The organism is Acidovorax sp., from assembly GCF_027492855.1.
In the GTDB taxonomy this organism is placed as follows: domain Bacteria; phylum Pseudomonadota; class Gammaproteobacteria; order Burkholderiales; family Burkholderiaceae_C; genus Acidovorax.
The window spans coordinates 69,115-86,636 of record NZ_JAPUDY010000008.1 but is presented as its reverse complement, the minus strand read 5'-3'; the positions used below and the strand labels follow the sequence as shown (position 1 = coordinate 86,636).

The window sequence follows — 17,522 nt, the reverse complement described above, 5'->3', positions numbered from 1 at the left end:
CCCGAGCGTGCAAGGCTTCGACAAGCTCAGCCCGAACGGATAAAGGGACATGACGTCTGAGGCAAGTCGCCAATCAGGCGATGGGATGCATAAAGTAATCAGCGTGACCGTGCCACCCCCGCCGCAGGCGCCAGCCAGCAAAGGGGCGGGCAGCGGCCCAGGCGCTCAGTGGCCCTGGGGTGCGGGCGGCAGCGCGGGTGATGCCATGCCGTCGGCCAGCACAAAAGTCAGCGTGGTCACGTAGCTGGCCTCGCCGTATTTCTCGCCCTGCAATTCGCCGGGCGTCTTATCGCTGTGCTTCACCTCGGCCACGTACTGGCCCTTCCAGGGGGTGACGAAGCTCACGGTGCCGTCTTCGGCCGTGTCGGCTTCGCGCGTCCAGCCCGAGGGGGCGGCGAGCTGCACCTTGGCCTTGGCCAGGGGCGCGCCCTTGAACACCACCTTGAACTGGCCGGGCTTGCCCGTGGGCACCAGGTCGAGCGGGGCGGTGGGGGCCACAGGCTGCGCCAGGCTGGCCACCCAGCGGGCCGAAGGCTGCCAGTGCATGGTGGCCAGGTTGCGCTTGCTGCGGTCGACCAGCGGGTAGGTGGCGGCGGCGAACAGCGTGTCGGGTGTGCCGGTCACGGTGTAGTGAAAACCGTCCTTGCGCAGTTGGCCATCCACGCGCTGGGCTGTGGTGCCGGTGCGCTGCTCCAGCGCAGGCACGCCCTTGAACTGGTCCAGGCGGCCAGGCGAGGCTTCGCGCAGGTTCTCGTTGAACTCGCCAAAGTGCAGACGCGCCTGGCCTGCGGTGTTCTCCAGCCACACCTGGTGGGCGTGGGCGGTGAGCGAGGCGCAGGCGAGCAGGGTGGCGAGCACTGGTGCTTTGAGGTGCAGGGACGATGGCATGGTGGTTTTCCTTTCGGTGGTTTCAGTCAACAATAAAAAGAGGCAAGCGCGCAGAGCTTCGCCCCCGCATGTGGCGGGGCGGCATGCGCTGCGGTGAGGTGTTGGCTGCCTGCGCCCGGTGGTCAGGCGCTGGGTGGCTGGGGGTGCGTCAGGAATCGACGCTGGTGCTGTGGAACGGCCCGCGCGGCCAGCAGTACCAGCCCATCACCGCCACCGGAATGCCCAGGCCCACCCAAGACCACCAGTCGCCCCAGGTGTCGGACACCAGGGCCGTGATGAGGCCGGTGGTGGTCAGCACAGCCATGGCGATGGGCCCGCCCCACAGCGACCAGAATGGGTTCGGCTTCATGCGCGGCCCTCGGTGCGGGGCAGCGGGCCGCTGGTGCGCGCAGCAGCTGTTGTGGGCAGGCTGGGGCCTTGCACGGTGGCGGTAGGCGTGGCGATGGTGTTGTTGCTGGCGCTGTTGGCCTGTACGCCTTTGCGCAGCCACAGGTACAGCCCGCTGCCCAGCACCACGATGGTGGCAATGTCGAGCAGTGCCCACAGGATCTTCATCGGCATGCCGCCGTAGTCGCCAAAGTGCAGTGGCTGCGACACCAACAGTGCCGTCAGGTACCACGGCAACTGGGGCGTGGCCGTGACCTCGGCCGTGCGCGCATCCACCAGCACTGGCTTGAGCAAGCGCGAGGTGAGCGGCTCGTTGCCACGCAGGAAAAACGTGTTGTGGTGCGGGCTGGAGAATGCCGTGCCCGGAAACGCAATGAACGACAGCTTGGTGCCCGGCGCCTGGGCCTGTGCCACCTCCAGCGCCTGCTGCAGCGGGCCGCGCTCTGCGGTGGGCACGGTGGGTTGGCCTTCGTAGGGTTTCAGCAGCGCCGAGAGCTGGTCGTACTGCCAGTATTTGATGAGCAGATCGGCCCACGTGTTGATCATGCCCGTGCCACCCACCACAAACGCCCACACCAGCGTGACGATGCCCAGCAGGTTGTGCAGGTCCAGCCATTTCACACGCGTGGAGCGATCACGCCGCACCTCGCCAAACGCCAGCTTGCGCATAAAAGGCGCGTACAGCACCATCCCCGTGACGATGGCCACCAGCAGCAGCAAGCCCATGAACCCCAGAAACAACTTGCCCGGCAGGCCCGCGAACAGGTCCACATGCAGCTTGAACATCACGTACATGAAGCCTTCGTCAAAACGCGGCTGACCCAGCACCAGGGCCGTGCGCGCATCTACCGCAACGGACTTGAAGTCTTCGGTGGGTGCGGGCGTGGGCGTGAGGGTGACGAACCAGAGCTTGTCGTCGTCTTCGGGCTGCGATGCGAACTGCACCACACGCTCGGGGTGCAGCGCCTGCGCGGCCGCCAGCACCTTGTCGAGGCTGGCGCGCGGCGTGTCGGCAGGCATGTGAGGCGCCTCGACCTCGGTGCCCAGTAGGTGTCCGATTTCGTGGTGAAAAATCAGCGGCAGGCCGGTGATACACAGCAGCAGCATGAAGACGGTGCAGACCAGGCTGGACCACTTGTGGGTCCAGCTCCAACGGCGCAGGGCGGTGGGGCTCAGCATGGGGCGAGGGTGGGGTCGCAAAGGTTGAACCGACGCACACCCACACGACCACCACCCCACTGCGCGGGAGCGGCAATGGAGGCAGCAGAAGGTGCAAAGAAATAGGAGTGGTTCAAGCCAGACAACCCGAAAACATCGAAGTGGACGGTGGGTGCTGGCTACAGCCTGAGAACAAGGCTAGGAGAGAGGCTGTGGCTTGCGAATATTTGATTTTACATTGCAAATGGGAATTGTTTGTATTTGCGATTGTCCTGTGGTTTAAAAAATTGAGACAACACCCCAAAGCGATGCAAAAGGGGACTCGAGAGACCTGATGGAGCTCTTTGCAGATCTGGTGGTCTGTTGCTCCTGCGCAAAGGCTAAAGTGCTACGTTTGGTCAGATCTGAGCACCAGATACTTCCGCCCGATCCTCAGTGGAGCTATGCACTTAAACGAAATTTCACGACCGGAGCTCGAACGGAGGCTTGTTGCAATGGTGTGCTCTTCAAGCCACTTGATGGCAGCGCTATCGGCAGTCCGTTCCCTTGGGTTGAAATCCTGGTGCATCGGCGCGGGCGCTGTGCGGTCTCTCGTGTGGGACACCCTCCATGGATTTGAAACCCCTTCAGTGCTTGAAGACGTAGATGTTGTTCACTTCGATGGCGGAGTTCCCGGTCCGGAGGAAGATGCTTGCCTCGAAAGCCGCCTGCGCTCGCTCATGCCGACGTTGCAATGGGAGGTCACCAATCAGGCCACGGTGCATCATTGGTTTGTCAGCAGTCTTGGGCAGGTGGTGTTTCCCCTTGGCTCCCTCGAAGAAGGCGTGTCAACGTGGCCAGAGTTTGCGACCTGCGTCGGCGTCTACCTGGACGATGACGGGTCAATAGGTGTGATTGCCCCACATGGACTTGACGATCTGTTTGCGCTTCGCGTTCGGCACAACTCACTCAGAGCGAGCTTCGCGGTCTATCGGCAACGTGTGGAATCGAAGCGGTTTAGAGAACGATGGCCGCTGCTTTCTATTGACGCATGTTGAAGGCAATGCGGCTAGGGCGCTCATGAAGACCAGTGCACTAATCTCGCGCAAACAAACCGACTCCGTATCGTGGTGTCAGCCACAGGTGCCTACGCTACGCCAGCGCAAGCCCGCCACCCCGCTGCGGGGCGGTTTAACCCTGCCGATAGGCACCTACAGCTTTTAGCCCTATGCTTATTTCTGGCCGCTTCCAACTCCGTCCCTTCGTTGAATCCGATCTCCCTTCCTTCGTCGAGGCAGTTCTGGAGTCCGTCGACACCGTCGGGCAGTGGATGTCATGGGCCCATGCCAACTGCACAACCGCCGATGCTGCATCCTGGTTTGCGCATTGCGAGGCCGAGCGGGAGAGCGGTTCCAGCTACGCGTTCGGCATTTTCGACGCCGACTCACATGCCCTTGTGGGCGGCTGCGGTCTCAATCAATTCAACTTACTCAACGGCTTCTGCAACCTCGGTTATTGGGTCCGCCAGTCATGGCAACGTCAAGGCGCTGCGCTCGCCGCCGTTCAGGCGCTCAGCCGGTTCGCATTTGCAGAACTCCAGCTAGGCCGCGTTGAAATCGTCGTGGCCCAGCACAACACGCCCAGTCTTCGCCTGGCTGAGCGGTCGGGCGCGGTGCGAGAGTGCCTCGCGCGAAATCGGCTCAAGGTGCATGGCAACTTCACCGATGCCTATGTTTTTTCCCTCATTCCGCCAGGCGTTTGAAGTCTCCACCAAGGCGCAAGCCGCCCCCACGCCCAAAGTTTGCTCTATGAACACAATTGCACAGCCGTTGGAAGTTCGTCGTCTCGGTGTACATGACGCCGCTGTGTTTTCGGCTTTACGACAAGAGGTCACGCGAGAAAATCCCGTGCCCATGGGTTTGACGTTCGAGGAAGAACTCACGCGCACGTTGGATGGTTTTCGAGCGCAGCTCTCTTCACCCCTCCCCAACGCTGTGTTTGGCTGTTTTGTGGAGGGTGAACTTGCTGCAACAGCCGCCGTGAGCCGTGCAGGCCTGTTTCCTTCTTCGCATCACAAGATGGTGATGTGGGGCGTATTCACGTCCCCTCGGCACCGTCGCCGAGGACTCGGCCGACAGATCGTAGACGCAGCGCTTCAACACGCCTTTGGTAGCGGCGTGCATCGTGTGAACCTGCAGGTGTACGTGCCCAATGAGCCAGCGATTGCGCTTTACAAGGCGCTGGGCTTCGTGGAGTACGGCACTGAATCCGAGGCAGTGTGTCTTGATGGTCAGTATCACGACGGCGTTCATATGACGCTTGTGAAAGACCGGTAGGGTGATATTTTGCTATTAAATATATAGCAAAATATCTTTTCCCATCAGACGGTAGAGGCCAAATTAATTCTGAATATTTTGGCTATTTGACCTCTGCCGCCCCCCCACCCTCAGAACCTCGTCCGCAGCGTCACCTGCAGCGCGCGCGGCGAGCCGGGCAGGATCAGGCCGTCGGTGCTGCCGTGTGATGACACGTAGAACTTGCGGTTGGTGAGGTTCTTGATGTTCACGTCCACATCCCACTGGCCCAGCGTGTACTGCAGCGCGGCGTCGAGCGTGGTGTAGGCGGGCAGGGTGACCCGGTTGCTGAGCGAGGTGAAGCGTGCGCCCACGTGGTTCACGCCGCCGCCCAGGCGCAGGCCGTGGCCCAGGTCTTTCATGGCCCACAGGAAGGCCGAGTTGCGCGGGGTGAGCGCGGCGACCTGGCCTTGCACCGCGATGGAGGTGGTGGGCAACTGGGCGGTGTTGACCTTGGCCAGCGACTTCGTCATGCGGCCGTCGAGCCATGCGTAGCCCGCGCTCACGTCCCAGCGGCCGGGCAGGCGGCCGCTGGTGGTCAGCTCCAGGCCGTTGGTGCGCTGCGTGCCCACGTTGATCTGGCGCGAAGGGTTGGTCGGGTCGGTGTTCTTGATGTTGGTGCGTTCCAGGTTGAACAGCGCACCGGTGATGTTCAGGCGGCCATCGAGCAGGTCGAGCTTGACGCCGATTTCCTTGTTCTGCGTGATCTCGGGCTCGGCGCCCGTGTTGCTGGCCGACAGTGCAAAGGTTTCAGCCGAGGGCTGGAACGATTTGCTGTACGACACGTAGTAAGACACCGCATCGCTGGGCTGCCAGACCAGGCCCGCGCGGGGGCTGAATTTTTTGTCGGTGCGCGACAGCGAAGAGAGCTTGCGGTCGAACGCGGTCTGCTGCTTGTACACGTCGTAGCGTGCCCCCACCAGCGCCTTCCACTGTGGTGCCAGCGTGATCTGGTCTTGCCAGTACAGCGCGGCTGTGTCTTGTGTGGTGTGGCTGGGGATGGCGCTGTCGGCGGTGTAGCCGGAGGCTGGAATCACCGGTGCGGCCACGCCTGCAGGGTTGAGGATGGAGACGCGGTCTGCGCCGCCCGACACCGACTGGACCCGCTTTTTCTGCTGGCCCAGCTCCATGCCCATCAGCCATTCCTGCTTGAAGCCGCCGAGCTGGTTGCGCCAGGTCACGTCGGTCTGGTTGAAGAGGCCTTTCTCGTCGCGCAGGATGAACGAGTGCGTGCGGCCCACCGTCATGTCCACGGGGTTGACGGAGCCTCCGGGCACGGTGTTGTAGCGGTCCAGCGTGTAGTCGTAGGCGCGCGTCACGTTGCGCACCGACCACGCGTCGTTGAAGCGGTGGTTGAGTGTGGCGGCCAGCGACTGCATGGTGCTGGTGGAGGTGTCGTCTTGCGCGGCGTTGCGCGAGCCGTAGTAGGTGCTGGCGGCCACATTCACGGGGCGGCCGTTCAGGGCCGGGATGCCGAAGTCGGTCACGCGCTTGTCGCGCGCGTTGGTGTATTGCAGCAGCAGATCGGTTTGTGCCGCGAGCTTGAGTGCGAGCGATGGCGCGAAGTTGTGGCGCTTGACGAACTGCTGGTCGCGGTAGCTGCCCGAGTCTTCGACGGCAGCGTTGATGCGGAAGGCGGCGGTGTCGCTGATGCCCACGTTCACGTCGGCCGTGGCGCGGCGAAAGTCAAAGCTGCCCAGGCCCAGGCTGGCTTCGCCCCCGGTCTGGCCGAATTTCGGCTTCTTGGTCACGCGGTTGATCAGCCCGCCCGACGAGCCACGTCCATACAACACGGCGGCCGGGCCCTTGAGCACTTCGATGCGTTCGATGTCGGCCAGGTCGCGGAAGTAGAGCGCATCGTCGCGCACGCCGTCGACAAACTGGTCGGCGATTGCGCTGAAGCCCCGGATCACCACCTGGTCACGCTGGCCATCGCCGTGGCTCATGGCCACGCCGGGCACGTTGCGCAGCGCGTCTTCCATCGATCGCGCGCCCTGGTCGCGCAGCAACTGGCCGGGCACTACGTTCACGGATTGGGGCACGTCGCGCAGCGGCGCGCTGCCCTTGGTGGCTGTGCTGGTGGCGGCGGGCGAATAGCCGTCATCCGCGCCGGACGATTGCACGGTGACCTCACCCAGGGTTTGGGTTTGTTGTGCGTTGGCCAGGCTGGCCATCATCAAAGAGGCCGCCAGGGCCATTGGGTGCATACGCATGGTTTTCTTCTCCTCGGTTTTGAAATTTATGCTATCAAATTAGTAGCTGTTAGCGCTTATGAATAGGGCGCTAGAAGCCTAAATTGCTTGATTTATGGCAGCAGAAGGGGCAGGCCGCTGACTGCAGCGTGCTCAGCCTGAACGGATCGGTGTGAAGGAAGGGGTGTCTGGGGCCGTCACCAGCCCCCGGCCCAGGCAGCCAGGCCTGCGGCCAGTGCCACACCGGCGAGCAGGGGCGTGCGCTGGGGTTGCCAGGTGACGGCGGCGGTCACGGCCACGGCGGCAATAGACAGTGCAACCGTCCATGCGGCCACGCCCAGCGAGGCCGGTGCGCTGCCCGCCGGGCGGGCTGCCAGCCACAGCGAAAAACCCAGCAGCAACCACCCTGCGCGGCGCAGGTGCAGCAGGTGGCGCGCCGTGCCTTCGCGGCCCAACGCATCCTCGTGGTGGCGGTCCATGCCGAGTGCTATGGCCGACCAGGCGGCAAAACAAAGAAGAAAGGCAGACATGGTGGATTAGGCCCCCGAAGTCGAAACATCTGGCGCAGCGGGCAATGCCGCTGCCGGGGCTGCGCGTTGTGCCTTGGCCGCCGCAGCTTTGCCCCGGTGCACGCGGCCTGGGCGCAGCCGCCACGACAGCCAGCCCAGCAGCAAGCCGGTGAACAGGAAAGCCAGGTCCATACTGGCCCATATCCATTCGCCCGCAGGCAGCGTGATGCCCAGGTGGGTGTGGGTGGTCAGCGCATTGATCACCGGGAGCAGGGTCCACACCAGGCCCGCCGCACCCAGCGGCACCGACCAGCCCATGCGGTTCTCCCGCACCAGGGTGCTGGCCAGGGCCCACAGCAATGTGAGGCCCCAGGCGCTGAAGAACCAGGCCAGCTCGGTGTCGGCACGGTCTTCGATGCCCACGGGGATGAGCCGGTTGGAGGCCAGAAAAACCCCGCAGGCCAGCGGCAGCCCGGCCAGCGTGGCAATGTTGATACCGACCACCAGGCGCTCGCCAAATGGCGTTTTGACCGGTGCCGTTGCCGTGGCGGCGGCGCCCTTGCGCTGGGCCTGGGTTTGCGACTTGGCGCTGCGCTTGACCGACCACAGCACCATGCCCGTGGCGATCATCAGGCTGCCCAGCAGGCCAAAGCCGAACAGTGCCCAGCGCAGGCCCACATCGGCGAAGCGCGCCACATGCAGGCCAAACAGCACCCCGTAGGTTTTGGCGGCGGGGCCGGTGGCATCGGACTGGTCCAGCCACTGGCCGGTGCTGGCGTCAAACAGCAGGCGCGGCGGGCGGTATTGCAGGCGGTCGCCTTCGTGGCGCGTCACCTCGACCACGGCACGGCCATTGGCGTCGCGGCGTGCTTGCACGCGGTCAATGCGCCCGCCGTCCCAGCGGGTGCGGGCGGCCTCCAAAATGGGTTGCAGCGCGATGGCGGGCAGGGGCTCTGCCTTGTCGCCAGCGCCACGGCGGGGGCGGTTTTCGGCCTTTTCGCCCTGCAGGTCGGCAAGGTAGGCGTTGGAGTCAACGCCTTTCTCGTTTTTGTAAACGGTGGCGATGCCCGCAGGCATGTACAGCGTGTGAAAGAGCATCAGCCCGCTGAAGGTGATCATCAGATAAAACGGCAGCACCAGCACGCCGGTGACGTTGTGTGCGTCCAGCCAGGCGCGTTGTCCACCCTTGGTGGGGCGGAAGGTGAAGAAGTCCTTGAAGATGCGGCGGTGCGTGATCACGCCGGAGATGAGCGCGACGAACATCATCATCGTGGCCACGCCTACCACCCAGCGGCCCTCCTGGGTCCAGCGCCCCTTTTGGGCCGTGCGCAGCTCGAAGTGAAAGCGGTAGAAGAAGTCGCCGCCCATGGTCTGGCGCGTCTCGATGGCCTCGCCGGTCTGCGGGTTCATGCGCTGGCTCTCGAAGCGGCTGCTGCCGGCGGCGCGCCACTGCATGTTCACGGCCGGGTCGCGTTCATCGGGCAGGCGCAGATTCCATTGCGTGACATCAGGCGCCTTGCGTGCGAGTGCGTCCAGCGACTTCTGTGCGACCTGTGCCATCTGCGCATCCGCCATATCGACGCGGGGCAGGCCGTGCATCTCGGGGCGCATCCACAGGCTGAACTCGTTTTTGAAGAACGACAGCGTGCCCGTGAGAAAAATCGCGAACAGCAGCCAGCCCAGGACCAGCCCCGCCCAGGTGTGCAGCCACGACATGGCCTGGCGAAAGCCCTCGCGGTCGTTGGGCGCCTTGGGCGTGCGTGCGGTGGTGTGGGTGTTCATGCAGCGGCTTTCATCCATTGCGGGGCCATGGCGCAGGCGCCCAGCACCAGTGCGGGCAGCAGCGTGCCGCCCCAGGCGCCCCAGGCGGTGCGCGCGTAAAACGCCCAACCCGCGGCCATGACATAAACCACCCAGGCGAGCATGGTGGCGGTGAGCACGGCTTCGACACGCGGCATGAACGGCACCAGTGCAAGCGACAGCGCTGCGGTGAAACCGGCAGCCAGCGCATAGCCGCCACCCACGGCGGCCACGGCACGGGAGGCAATGGCCAGGCGGTAGCGCCAGTCGATGCGGGCCGCCTTCATGGCCGTGCCGCCGCCGCTGCACTGGGGGCGGCGCTGCGGTCAGAAAGTGAAGGAGGCAGAGGCCCCGCAAGGCGGCAGGGGCTGGCGGCGCGGCGCAGCATCAACAAAGGCTCCAGACAGGGTTAGGGTACAAAAACGTACTAACGCTGGCTGCAGCAGGCGGCGGGCCTGGTTGACTGGCTGGCTAGGAATCGATCAGGAAATCGCTGCGCCCAAAACAACATGTGCAACACATGGTGTGTGCTCAAGACCTGCTTCAGGTGGGCGGCAAAAAGGGCGAGTGCCGATCGCAGGCGTGCATTCTACTTTTGTTGAGAAGCATTCGCATTTATAAATAAAGAAATCTGCTCGCTTTGATGTGCGTTTGCAACAAACTGTGAGACAAGGGCCTGGTTGAGCGGCGCGGGAGCGACTGCGCAGTCCAGGCCTGTACGTTTTGCGGGCACAAAAAAACGGGCCGAAGCCCGTTTTTTTGATTTCTTCTACTTTGCTTTTTTCGTGGAGCGCTCTGGAGAACTCTTTTTTGCCGGAACTCAGTCTGCGTCGCCCATCTGGGACTGCAGGTAGTTTGGCAGGCCGACCTTGTCGATCAGGTCGATCTGGGTTTCAAGGAAGTCGATGTGCTCTTCAGTGTCGTCCAGAATCTTTTGCAGCAGGTCGCGTGAGACATAGTCGCGCGCCGTTTCGCAGTAGGCAATGCCTTCCTTGATGGTGGCCTGGGCGCCTTGCTCCGAGCGCAGATCGCATGCCAGGATTTCGGGCACGTCCTCACCCACTTGCAGCTTGGCCAGGTCCTGCAGGTTGGGCAGGCCGTCGAGCATGAAGATGCGGTCCATCAGCCAGTCGGCATGTTTCATCTCGCCGATCGACTCGGAGTATTCCTTCTTGGCCAGCTTGTCGAAGCCCCAGTGCTTGAGCATGCGGTAGTGCAAGAAGTACTGGTTGATGGCCGTGAGTTCGTTCTTGAGCTGGGCCTGCAGATGGCCAATGACTTGTGCGTCGCCTTGCATGGGGGACTCCTCGTTTGTTTGTTTGTTGTTTGTGCTGGTTCGGCCCCGATTGTCGTGACCCGAATCAACGGGCGCAAGGCAATCCCCTGTGAAAGCGCAATGGCTGCGTTTGATGTTGAGTTGTGTTCGCGTTCACAGTGATGGGCGGGCGTCTTTTATAGTCATGGACAATTGAATTCATTAAATCAATTAATTGGATTGATTTCTTTGAAGCGCCTAAACTTTGGCCCCGTCTAGTTAACCAACCATAAGGAAGCAGCAATGTCCCTGATCAATACGCAAGTTCAGCCCTTCAAAACCACCGCTTACGTCAACCGTGACGGCAAGGGTGAATTCATCGAAGTGTCGGAAGCCAGCCTCAAGGGCAAGTGGTCCGTGCTGATCTTCATGCCTGCAGCTTTCACCTTCAACTGCCCCACCGAAATCGAAGACGCTGCCGACAACTATGCTGAGTTCCAGAAGGCCGGTGCCGAGGTGTACATCGTGACCACCGACACGCACTTCTCGCACAAGGTGTGGCACGAGACCTCCGACGCCGTGGGCAAGGCCAAGTTCCCCCTGGTCGGCGACCCTACGCACCAGTTGACCAACGCTTTCGGCGTGCACATCCCTGAAGAAGGCCTGGCACTGCGCGGCACCTTCGTGATCAACCCCGACGGCGTGATCAAGACCCTGGAAATCCACTCCAACGAAATCGCCCGCGACGTGTCGGAAACTTTGCGCAAGCTCAAGGCTGCCCAGTTCACCGCCGCCAACCCCGGCCAGGTGTGTCCCGCCAAGTGGAAGGAAGGCGCCAAGACGTTGACGCCTTCGCTGGACCTGGTCGGCAAAATCTGATCGACTGACTTCTTCGGCAGAGCCTCTTCGGGGGCTCCCCAGCCGGACAGCGTCGTGGCGCGTGTGCGCCATGCCGTCCGGCTTTTTTACGCCCGCAATTCGGGGCGGGGTTGCCACGAGCGGCCTCAGCCCCCATCTACAACAACACTAAATTCAAAGGACACCACCATGCTCGACGAACAACTCAAGACCCAGCTTTCCGCCTACCTGGAGCGCGTGCAGCAGCCGTTTGAGCTGGTGGCATCCCTGGACGACAGCGACACCGCCCGCGAAATGCGCGAGCTGCTGACGACCATCCAATCCCTGCGCAGCGACAAGATCACGCTGCGCACCGACGGCAACGATGCGCGCAAGCCCTCGTTCAGCCTGCAGCGCGTGGGCGCCACCAACAGCCTGCGTTTTGCCGGCCTGCCCCTGGGCCACGAGTTCACCTCGCTGGTGCTGGCCCTCTTGTGGACCGGCGGCCACCCGCCCAAGGTCGAGCAGGACGTGATCGACTCCATCAAGGCCCTGGAAGGCGACTTCAACTTCGAGGTCTATATGAGCCTGAGCTGCCACAACTGCCCGGACGTGGTGCAGGCGCTGTCGCTCATGGCCGTCGTCAACCCCCACATCAAGACCACGGTGATCGAAGGCGGCGCTTTCCAGCAGGAAGTGACCGAGCGCGAGATCATGGCCGTGCCCATGGTGTTCATGAACGGCCAGGTCTTCGGCTCGGGCCGCATGTCGGTCGAAGAAATCGTGGCCAAGCTCGACACCGGCGCTGCCGCCCGTGATGCCGCCAAGCTCAGCGCCAAGGCGCCCTATGACGTGCTCATCGTTGGTGGTGGCCCTGCGGGCGCAGCAGCGGCCGTGTATGCAGCCCGCAAGGGCATCCGCACCGGCGTGGCGGCTGAGCGCTTTGGCGGCCAGGTCAACGACACGCTGGCCATCGAGAACTACATCTCGGTGTTGGAGACCGACGGCCCCAAGTTTGCCGCCGCACTCGAAGCCCACACCCGCGCTTATGACGTGGACATCATGAACCTGCAGCGCGCCGACAAGCTGATCCCCGCCGCCGAGCCCGGTGGCCTGGTCGGCGTGCAACTGGCCAACGGCGCCACGCTGCAGTCCAAGACGGTGATCCTCTCTACCGGCGCCCGCTGGCGCAACGTCAACGTGCCTGGCGAGGCCGAGTACAAGAACAAGGGCGTGGCCTATTGCCCGCACTGCGATGGCCCGTTGTTCAAGGGCAAGCGCGTGTCCGTCATCGGTGGCGGCAATTCGGGTGTCGAGGCCGCCATTGATCTGGCGGGCATCGTGCAGCACGTCACGCTGGTCGAGTTCGCCGACCAGCTCAAGGCCGACGCCGTGCTGGTTGCCAAGCTCAAGAGCTTGCCCAACGTGACCATCCACACCAACGCGCAGACCACCGAGATCACCGGTGCCGACGGCAAGGTCAATGGCCTTAAATACAAGGACCGCGCCACGAACGTGGAACACCTGGTGGCGCTGGAAGGCGTGTTCGTGCAGATCGGTCTGGTGCCCAACACCGAATGGCTCAAGGGCACGGTGGAGCTGTCCCGTTTCGGCGAGATCATCGTGGACGCGCACGGCCGCACCAACCTGCCCGGCGTGTTCGCGGCGGGCGACTGCACTACGGTGCCGTTCAAGCAGATCGTGATCGCAGCGGGCGAAGGGTCGAAGGCCGCGCTGAGCGCGTTCGACCATCTGATCCGCATACCCGTGCCTGCCTCGGTGCAGGAGCCAGCCTTGGCTTGATTTGTATAAAAAATGGCTCTCGCGCTTATCCATTAAGCGCTAGTTGCTATCAATATAATAGCATTCAATCCGCCCAGGCGAGGCGGCCGCTTTTTCTGGGGAAAAGGGTTTTGAGGCCCGTCGCTCTTCGTTGTTCGCCATGAAGTAGGCGCATTCAAATGCGTTGCATGGGGGTATTTGTGGATTTGTATTGAGAATTATTCTCATATAAAATCAGCCTCCATGCATTCATGCCAGCCAAAGCTGGCCCACCACAGTCGCGTGCGGCCATGCTTGGAGCCAGCGCTAGCTTGCCGAATCGACCGCAGAAGAAGGGCTCCGCCGTGGCGTATCCATCCGTATCTCTTTAGCCTCGCTTCGCGGTTTGGCTTGTCGCCAGCATCCGGCCTTCCGCGCAGGCTGGACGCTCATTTCTGATCGTTTCTTCCTGCTTCACGGAGACCCCCATGAGCCATGCTTCCAACGCCGCCCCTCGTGATGAGGAATACAGCCTGCCTTGCGCCGAAGCCCTGTTGGCGGGCACTCTGGCGCTGATGACGGGCTATGTGCAGGTCTGCTGTGATGGCCACCGCGAGGCCATGGGGCGCAAGATCGTCAACAACCTGGAAATGTTGGGGCAGCTCGAATCACTCACGCCGCATTTCCGCGCCATGCTGGGCAACCTGCAGGGCCGCTGGGTGCTGCAATGCCAGGTGGCGGGCGCCGAGGCAGAGCCCACCAGCGCGCTGACCGCTGCCGAGCAGCGCCGCGCCCTGTGGGTGGCAGCGCCAGAGGCTCTGCAGTAAACGCCCGCGCCACGTTGGACGCGTTTTTCACGCCTCCGCTCTCAATACACCAGCTTCTCCGGCCTGACTTCCTGCAGGATCGTGGTGGCGATTTCCTCGATGCTCTTGGTGGTGGTGGACAACCAGCGGATGCCTGAGCGCCGCATCATGGCCTCGGCCTCGGAGACTTCCATGCGGCAGTTTTCCAGGCTGGCGTAGCGTGAATTGGGGCGGCGCTCGTTGCGGATCTCGGACAGGCGCTCGGGCTGGATGGTCAGGCCAAAAATCTTTTTGCGATGGGGCTCCAACGCGGGCGGCAACTGGCGGCGCTCGAAGTCCTCGGGGATCAGCGGGTAGTTGGCGGCTTTCAGACCACATTGCATGGCCAGATACAGGCTGGTGGGGGTTTTGCCGCTACGGCTCACGCCCACCAGGATCACGTCGGCACCGGCCAGGTCGCGGTTGCTCTGGCCGTCGTCGTGCGCCAGGCTGAAGTTGATGGCTTCGATGCGGTCGGTGTATTCCTTGCTGCGGCTCACGTCACTGAAGCGGCCCACGCGGTGGTGGGATTTGATGCCCAGCTCTTTCTCCAGCGGGTGCACGAAGGTGCCGAACATGTCCAGCAGCATGCCCTTGCAGCCTTCCTGGATGACCTTGAGCACTTCCATGTTGACCAGGGTGGTGAAGACCACGGGCTTTTTGCCTTCGACTTCGCCGGTGTGGTTGATCTGCCGCACGGCCTGGTGGGCTTTGTCCACGGTGTCGATGAAGGGCAGGCGCACATGGCGCGGCTTCATTTCGAACTGGGCCAGGATGGCATTGCCGAAGGTTTCGGCGGTGATGCCGGTGCCGTCAGAGACAAAAAATACGGTGCGCGTGTGCATGGAGCCCCTTTTTTTGGATAGAACTTGCGCAAACAGGGTTGCCGCCCGAAGTAGGGGGCTATACCCCGTTCTGTGTCAGTCGCGGGAAAGCGTCAGCCCGCTGCCAGAAGCCCGGGCCTACAATTGTCACAATTATCCAATTCTCACCATGCACTTCGTCGGCCTACAACCACAACGACAAAGCCGCTGCCCGTGCATGGCCGCTCGCCCGTTGCTCCCTGAGGGCAGGCGCGCAGACCCGGTTTCAACTTCTGGAGCTTTCCCATGTCTGCACTTTTCAGCCCGACCGCCCTGGTCGTACCGTTTGAAAACCTGAGAATGACCGATGTCGAGGCGGTAGGCGGTAAAAACGCCAGCCTCGGCGAGATGATCTCCCAACTGCCGCAGGGCGTGCGCGTGCCCACGGGCTTTGCAACCACGGCGCATGCGTTCCGCCAGTTTCTGGCCCACGATGGCTTGGCTGACAAGATCAGCGCCAAACTCAAGACACTGGACACGGAAGACGTGCGCGCGCTCGCCGCTGTGGGCGCCGAGATCCGTGCCATGGTCGAGGCCCAGCCTTTCCCGGCCGACCTGCAAAAGGCCATTGCCGACGCATTTGCCCAGCTCAGCGCGGGCAACCCCAGCGCCTCGTTTGCCGTGCGCTCGTCCGCCACGGCCGAGGATTTGCCCGACGCATCGTTTGCCGGGCAGCAGGAAACCTTCCTGAACGTGGTGGGCATTGACGACGTGCTGCACAAGATGAAGGAAGTGTTCGCGTCGCTGTACAACGACCGCGCCATCTCCTACCGCGTGCACAAGGGTTTCGAGCACGACGTGGTGGCCCTTTCGGCTGGTGTGCAGCGCATGGTGCGCTCCGACCTGGGCGCCGCAGGCGTAATGTTCACCATCGACACCGAATCCGGCTTCGAAGAAGTCGTCTTCATCACCAGCAGCTACGGCCTGGGCGAGACGGTGGTGCAGGGCGCGGTGAACCCCGACGAGTTTTATGTGCACAAACCCATGCTCAAGGCGGGCAAAAAGGCGCTGATCCGCCGCAACCTGGGCAGCAAGCTGATTCAGATGGTGTTCTCCACGCCCGAAGAAAAAGCCGCCAGCGGCAAACTTGTCAAGACGGTGGACGTGCCCACCGAGCAGCGCAACCGCTACTCGCTGACCGACGCCGACGTGGAGCAACTGGCGCGCTACGCGCTGGTGATCGAGCAGCACTACGGCCGCCCCATGGACATCGAATGGGGCAAGGACGGCACCGACGGCCAGCTCTACATCCTGCAGGCCCGCCCCGAGACGGTGAAGAGCCAATCCAAGGGCCAGGCCGAGCTGCGCTACAAGCTCAAGGGCCAGGGCACCGTGCTGGCCGAAGGCCGCGCGATTGGCCAGAAGATCGGCACCGGCCCCGTGCGCCTGGTGCACAGCATTACCGAGATGGACAAGGTCCAGCCCGGCGATGTGCTGGTGACCGACATGACCGATCCCAACTGGGAGCCGGTGATGAAGCGCGCCAGCGCCATCGTTACCAACCGGGGGGGCCGCACCTGCCACGCCGCCATCATTGCGCGCGAGCTGGGCATCCCGGCCGTGGTGGGCTGTGGTGACGCGACCGACCTGCTGAAAGACGGCACGCTGGTCACGGTGAGCTGCTCCGAGGGCGACACGGGTCGCATCTATGACGGCCTGCTCGAAACCGAGGTCACCGAAGTCCAGCGTGGCGCCATGCCTCCCATCAAGACCAAGATCATGATGAACGTGGGCAACCCCCAACTGGCATTCGACTTTGCCCAGTTGCCCAATGAGGGCGTGGGCCTGGCGCGCCTGGAGTTCATCATCAACAACAACATTGGTGTGCACCCCAAGGCGATCCTGGACTACCCCCAGATCGATGCCGACCTGAAGAAGGCGGTGGAATCCGTGGCCCGTGGCCATGCCAGCCCGCGTGCTTTCTACGTGGACAAGGTGGCAGAAGGTGTGGCCACCATTGCCGCAGCCTTCTGGCCCAAGCCCGTCATCGTGCGCCTGTCGGACTTCAAGTCCAACGAATACCGCAAACTCATTGGCGGCAGCCGCTACGAGCCCGAGGAAGAAAACCCGATGCTGGGCTTCCGTGGCGCGGCACGCTACATCAGCGAAGACTTCGGCGAGGCCTTTGCGATGGAGTGCGAGGCGCTCAAGCGCGTGCGCAACGACATGGGCCTGACCAACGTGCAGGTGATGGTGCCTTTTGTGCGCACGCTGGGCCAGGCCGAGCGCGTGACCAAGCTGTTGGCCACCCACGGCCTCTCGCGCGGCAAGGACGACCTCAAGGTCATCATGATGTGCGAGGTGCCGAGCAACGCCATCCTGGCCGAGCGTTTTCTCGAATTTTTCGACGGCTTCTCCATCGGCTCCAACGACCTGACCCAGCTCACCCTGGGCCTGGACCGCGACTCGGGCCTGGAGCTGCTGGCGCAGGATTTCGACGAGCGCGACCCCGCCGTGGAGGCGCTGATCCACCAGGCCATCAAGGCCTGCCTGGCGCAGGGCAAGTACATCGGCATCTGCGGCCAGGGCCCCAGCGACCACCCAGATTTTGCGCAGTGGCTGGCCAAAGAGGGCATCTCGTCGATCTCGCTCAACCCTGACAGCGTGATCGCCACCTGGCAGCAACTGGCGGGCTGACGCACCAGAGCCGAGGGCTGCATGTTCCATCCGCACTCGCACCACCTGCCTCAGCGC

General features: G+C 63.0%; 16 protein-coding genes. 7 read left to right on the top strand and 9 right to left on the bottom strand.

The genetic code is table 11. The annotated features are described in order from the left end of the window. Positions 1-165 precede the first annotated feature (165 nt). The 3 genes from Q0105_RS01290 to Q0105_RS01280 all read right to left on the bottom strand — a co-directional run bounded on the left by Q0105_RS01290 (position 166) and on the right by Q0105_RS01280 (position 2,454). The gene (locus Q0105_RS01290) at positions 166-888 is read right to left on the bottom strand and encodes a TonB-dependent receptor (RefSeq protein ID WP_298207920.1); all 723 of its coding nucleotides are present in this window, start codon (positions 886-888) and stop codon (positions 166-168) included. A gap of 148 nt (positions 889-1,036) precedes the next feature. Next, positions 1,037-1,237: a hypothetical protein gene (locus Q0105_RS01285; RefSeq protein WP_298207918.1), complete on the bottom strand. Its 201-nt coding sequence runs from the start codon at positions 1,235-1,237 to the stop codon at positions 1,037-1,039. Beyond that, positions 1,234-2,454, bottom strand: a complete 1,221-nt coding sequence (locus Q0105_RS01280; RefSeq protein ID WP_298207916.1) for a PepSY-associated TM helix domain-containing protein — start codon at positions 2,452-2,454, stop codon at positions 1,234-1,236. The genes Q0105_RS01285 and Q0105_RS01280 overlap by 4 nt, the downstream gene beginning before the upstream one ends. A gap of 422 nt (positions 2,455-2,876) precedes the next feature. On the opposite strand from Q0105_RS01280, the gene Q0105_RS01275 reads away from it, so the two are divergent. The 3 genes from Q0105_RS01275 to Q0105_RS01265 all read left to right on the top strand — a co-directional run bounded on the left by Q0105_RS01275 (position 2,877) and on the right by Q0105_RS01265 (position 4,748). Then, a complete protein-coding gene (locus Q0105_RS01275) occupies positions 2,877-3,470 on the top strand; it encodes a nucleotidyltransferase family protein (RefSeq protein ID WP_366145900.1) in 594 nt (197 codons plus the stop codon). A gap of 170 nt (positions 3,471-3,640) precedes the next feature. Beyond that, positions 3,641-4,174 (top strand): GNAT family N-acetyltransferase, encoded by a 534-nt coding sequence (locus Q0105_RS01270; RefSeq protein ID WP_298207913.1) that lies wholly within the window; start codon positions 3,641-3,643, stop codon positions 4,172-4,174. Between the two features lie 46 nt (positions 4,175-4,220). Beyond that, a complete protein-coding gene (locus Q0105_RS01265; RefSeq protein WP_298207911.1) occupies positions 4,221-4,748 on the top strand; it encodes a GNAT family N-acetyltransferase in 528 nt (175 codons plus the stop codon). Between the two features lie 110 nt (positions 4,749-4,858). Here the strand turns inward: Q0105_RS01265 and Q0105_RS01260 are convergent, their stop codons facing one another. From Q0105_RS01260 to bfr, 5 genes are all read right to left on the bottom strand, one after another. Continuing rightward, the gene (locus Q0105_RS01260) at positions 4,859-6,964 is read right to left on the bottom strand and encodes a TonB-dependent siderophore receptor (RefSeq protein ID WP_298208393.1); all 2,106 of its coding nucleotides are present in this window, start codon (positions 6,962-6,964) and stop codon (positions 4,859-4,861) included. 191 nt (positions 6,965-7,155) lie between these two features. Beyond that, positions 7,156-7,488, bottom strand: coding sequence for a DUF3325 domain-containing protein (locus Q0105_RS01255; protein WP_298207909.1), 333 nt, complete (start codon positions 7,486-7,488; stop codon positions 7,156-7,158). 6 nt (positions 7,489-7,494) lie between these two features. After that, on the bottom strand, positions 7,495-9,249 hold the full coding sequence (locus Q0105_RS01250; protein WP_298207907.1) for a PepSY-associated TM helix domain-containing protein: 1,755 nt from the start codon (positions 9,247-9,249) through the stop codon (positions 7,495-7,497). After that, a complete protein-coding gene (locus Q0105_RS01245) occupies positions 9,246-9,554 on the bottom strand; it encodes a DUF3649 domain-containing protein (protein WP_298207905.1) in 309 nt (102 codons plus the stop codon). Before Q0105_RS01245 ends, Q0105_RS01250 begins: the two co-directional genes overlap by 4 nt. A 533-nt stretch (positions 9,555-10,087) precedes the next feature. After that, entirely contained in the window at positions 10,088-10,564 is a 477-nt protein-coding gene (gene bfr, locus Q0105_RS01240; RefSeq protein WP_298207903.1) for a bacterioferritin, read from the bottom strand. A 261-nt stretch (positions 10,565-10,825) separates the two neighbouring features. Between bfr and ahpC the strand changes: the two genes are divergently transcribed. The 3 genes from ahpC to Q0105_RS01225 all read left to right on the top strand — a co-directional run bounded on the left by ahpC (position 10,826) and on the right by Q0105_RS01225 (position 13,947). Then, the gene (gene ahpC, locus Q0105_RS01235) at positions 10,826-11,401 is read left to right on the top strand and encodes an alkyl hydroperoxide reductase subunit C (protein WP_298207901.1); all 576 of its coding nucleotides are present in this window, start codon (positions 10,826-10,828) and stop codon (positions 11,399-11,401) included. A gap of 168 nt (positions 11,402-11,569) precedes the next feature. Continuing rightward, positions 11,570-13,162 carry an alkyl hydroperoxide reductase subunit F gene (gene ahpF, locus Q0105_RS01230; RefSeq protein WP_298207899.1) on the top strand — a complete coding sequence of 531 codons (1,593 nt, stop codon included), beginning with the start codon at positions 11,570-11,572 and terminating at the stop codon, positions 13,160-13,162. A gap of 446 nt (positions 13,163-13,608) precedes the next feature. Continuing rightward, entirely contained in the window at positions 13,609-13,947 is a 339-nt protein-coding gene (locus Q0105_RS01225; protein WP_298207897.1) for a hypothetical protein, read from the top strand. 41 nt (positions 13,948-13,988) lie between these two features. Here Q0105_RS01225 and Q0105_RS01220 read toward each other — a convergent pair whose 3' ends face one another. After that, entirely contained in the window at positions 13,989-14,810 is an 822-nt protein-coding gene (locus Q0105_RS01220; protein ID WP_298207895.1) for a pyruvate, water dikinase regulatory protein, read from the bottom strand. A gap of 264 nt (positions 14,811-15,074) precedes the next feature. Between Q0105_RS01220 and ppsA the strand changes: the two genes are divergently transcribed. Next, on the top strand, positions 15,075-17,465 hold the full coding sequence (ppsA, locus tag Q0105_RS01215; protein WP_298207893.1) for a phosphoenolpyruvate synthase: 2,391 nt from the start codon (positions 15,075-15,077) through the stop codon (positions 17,463-17,465). Positions 17,466-17,522: the final 57 nt, after the last annotated feature.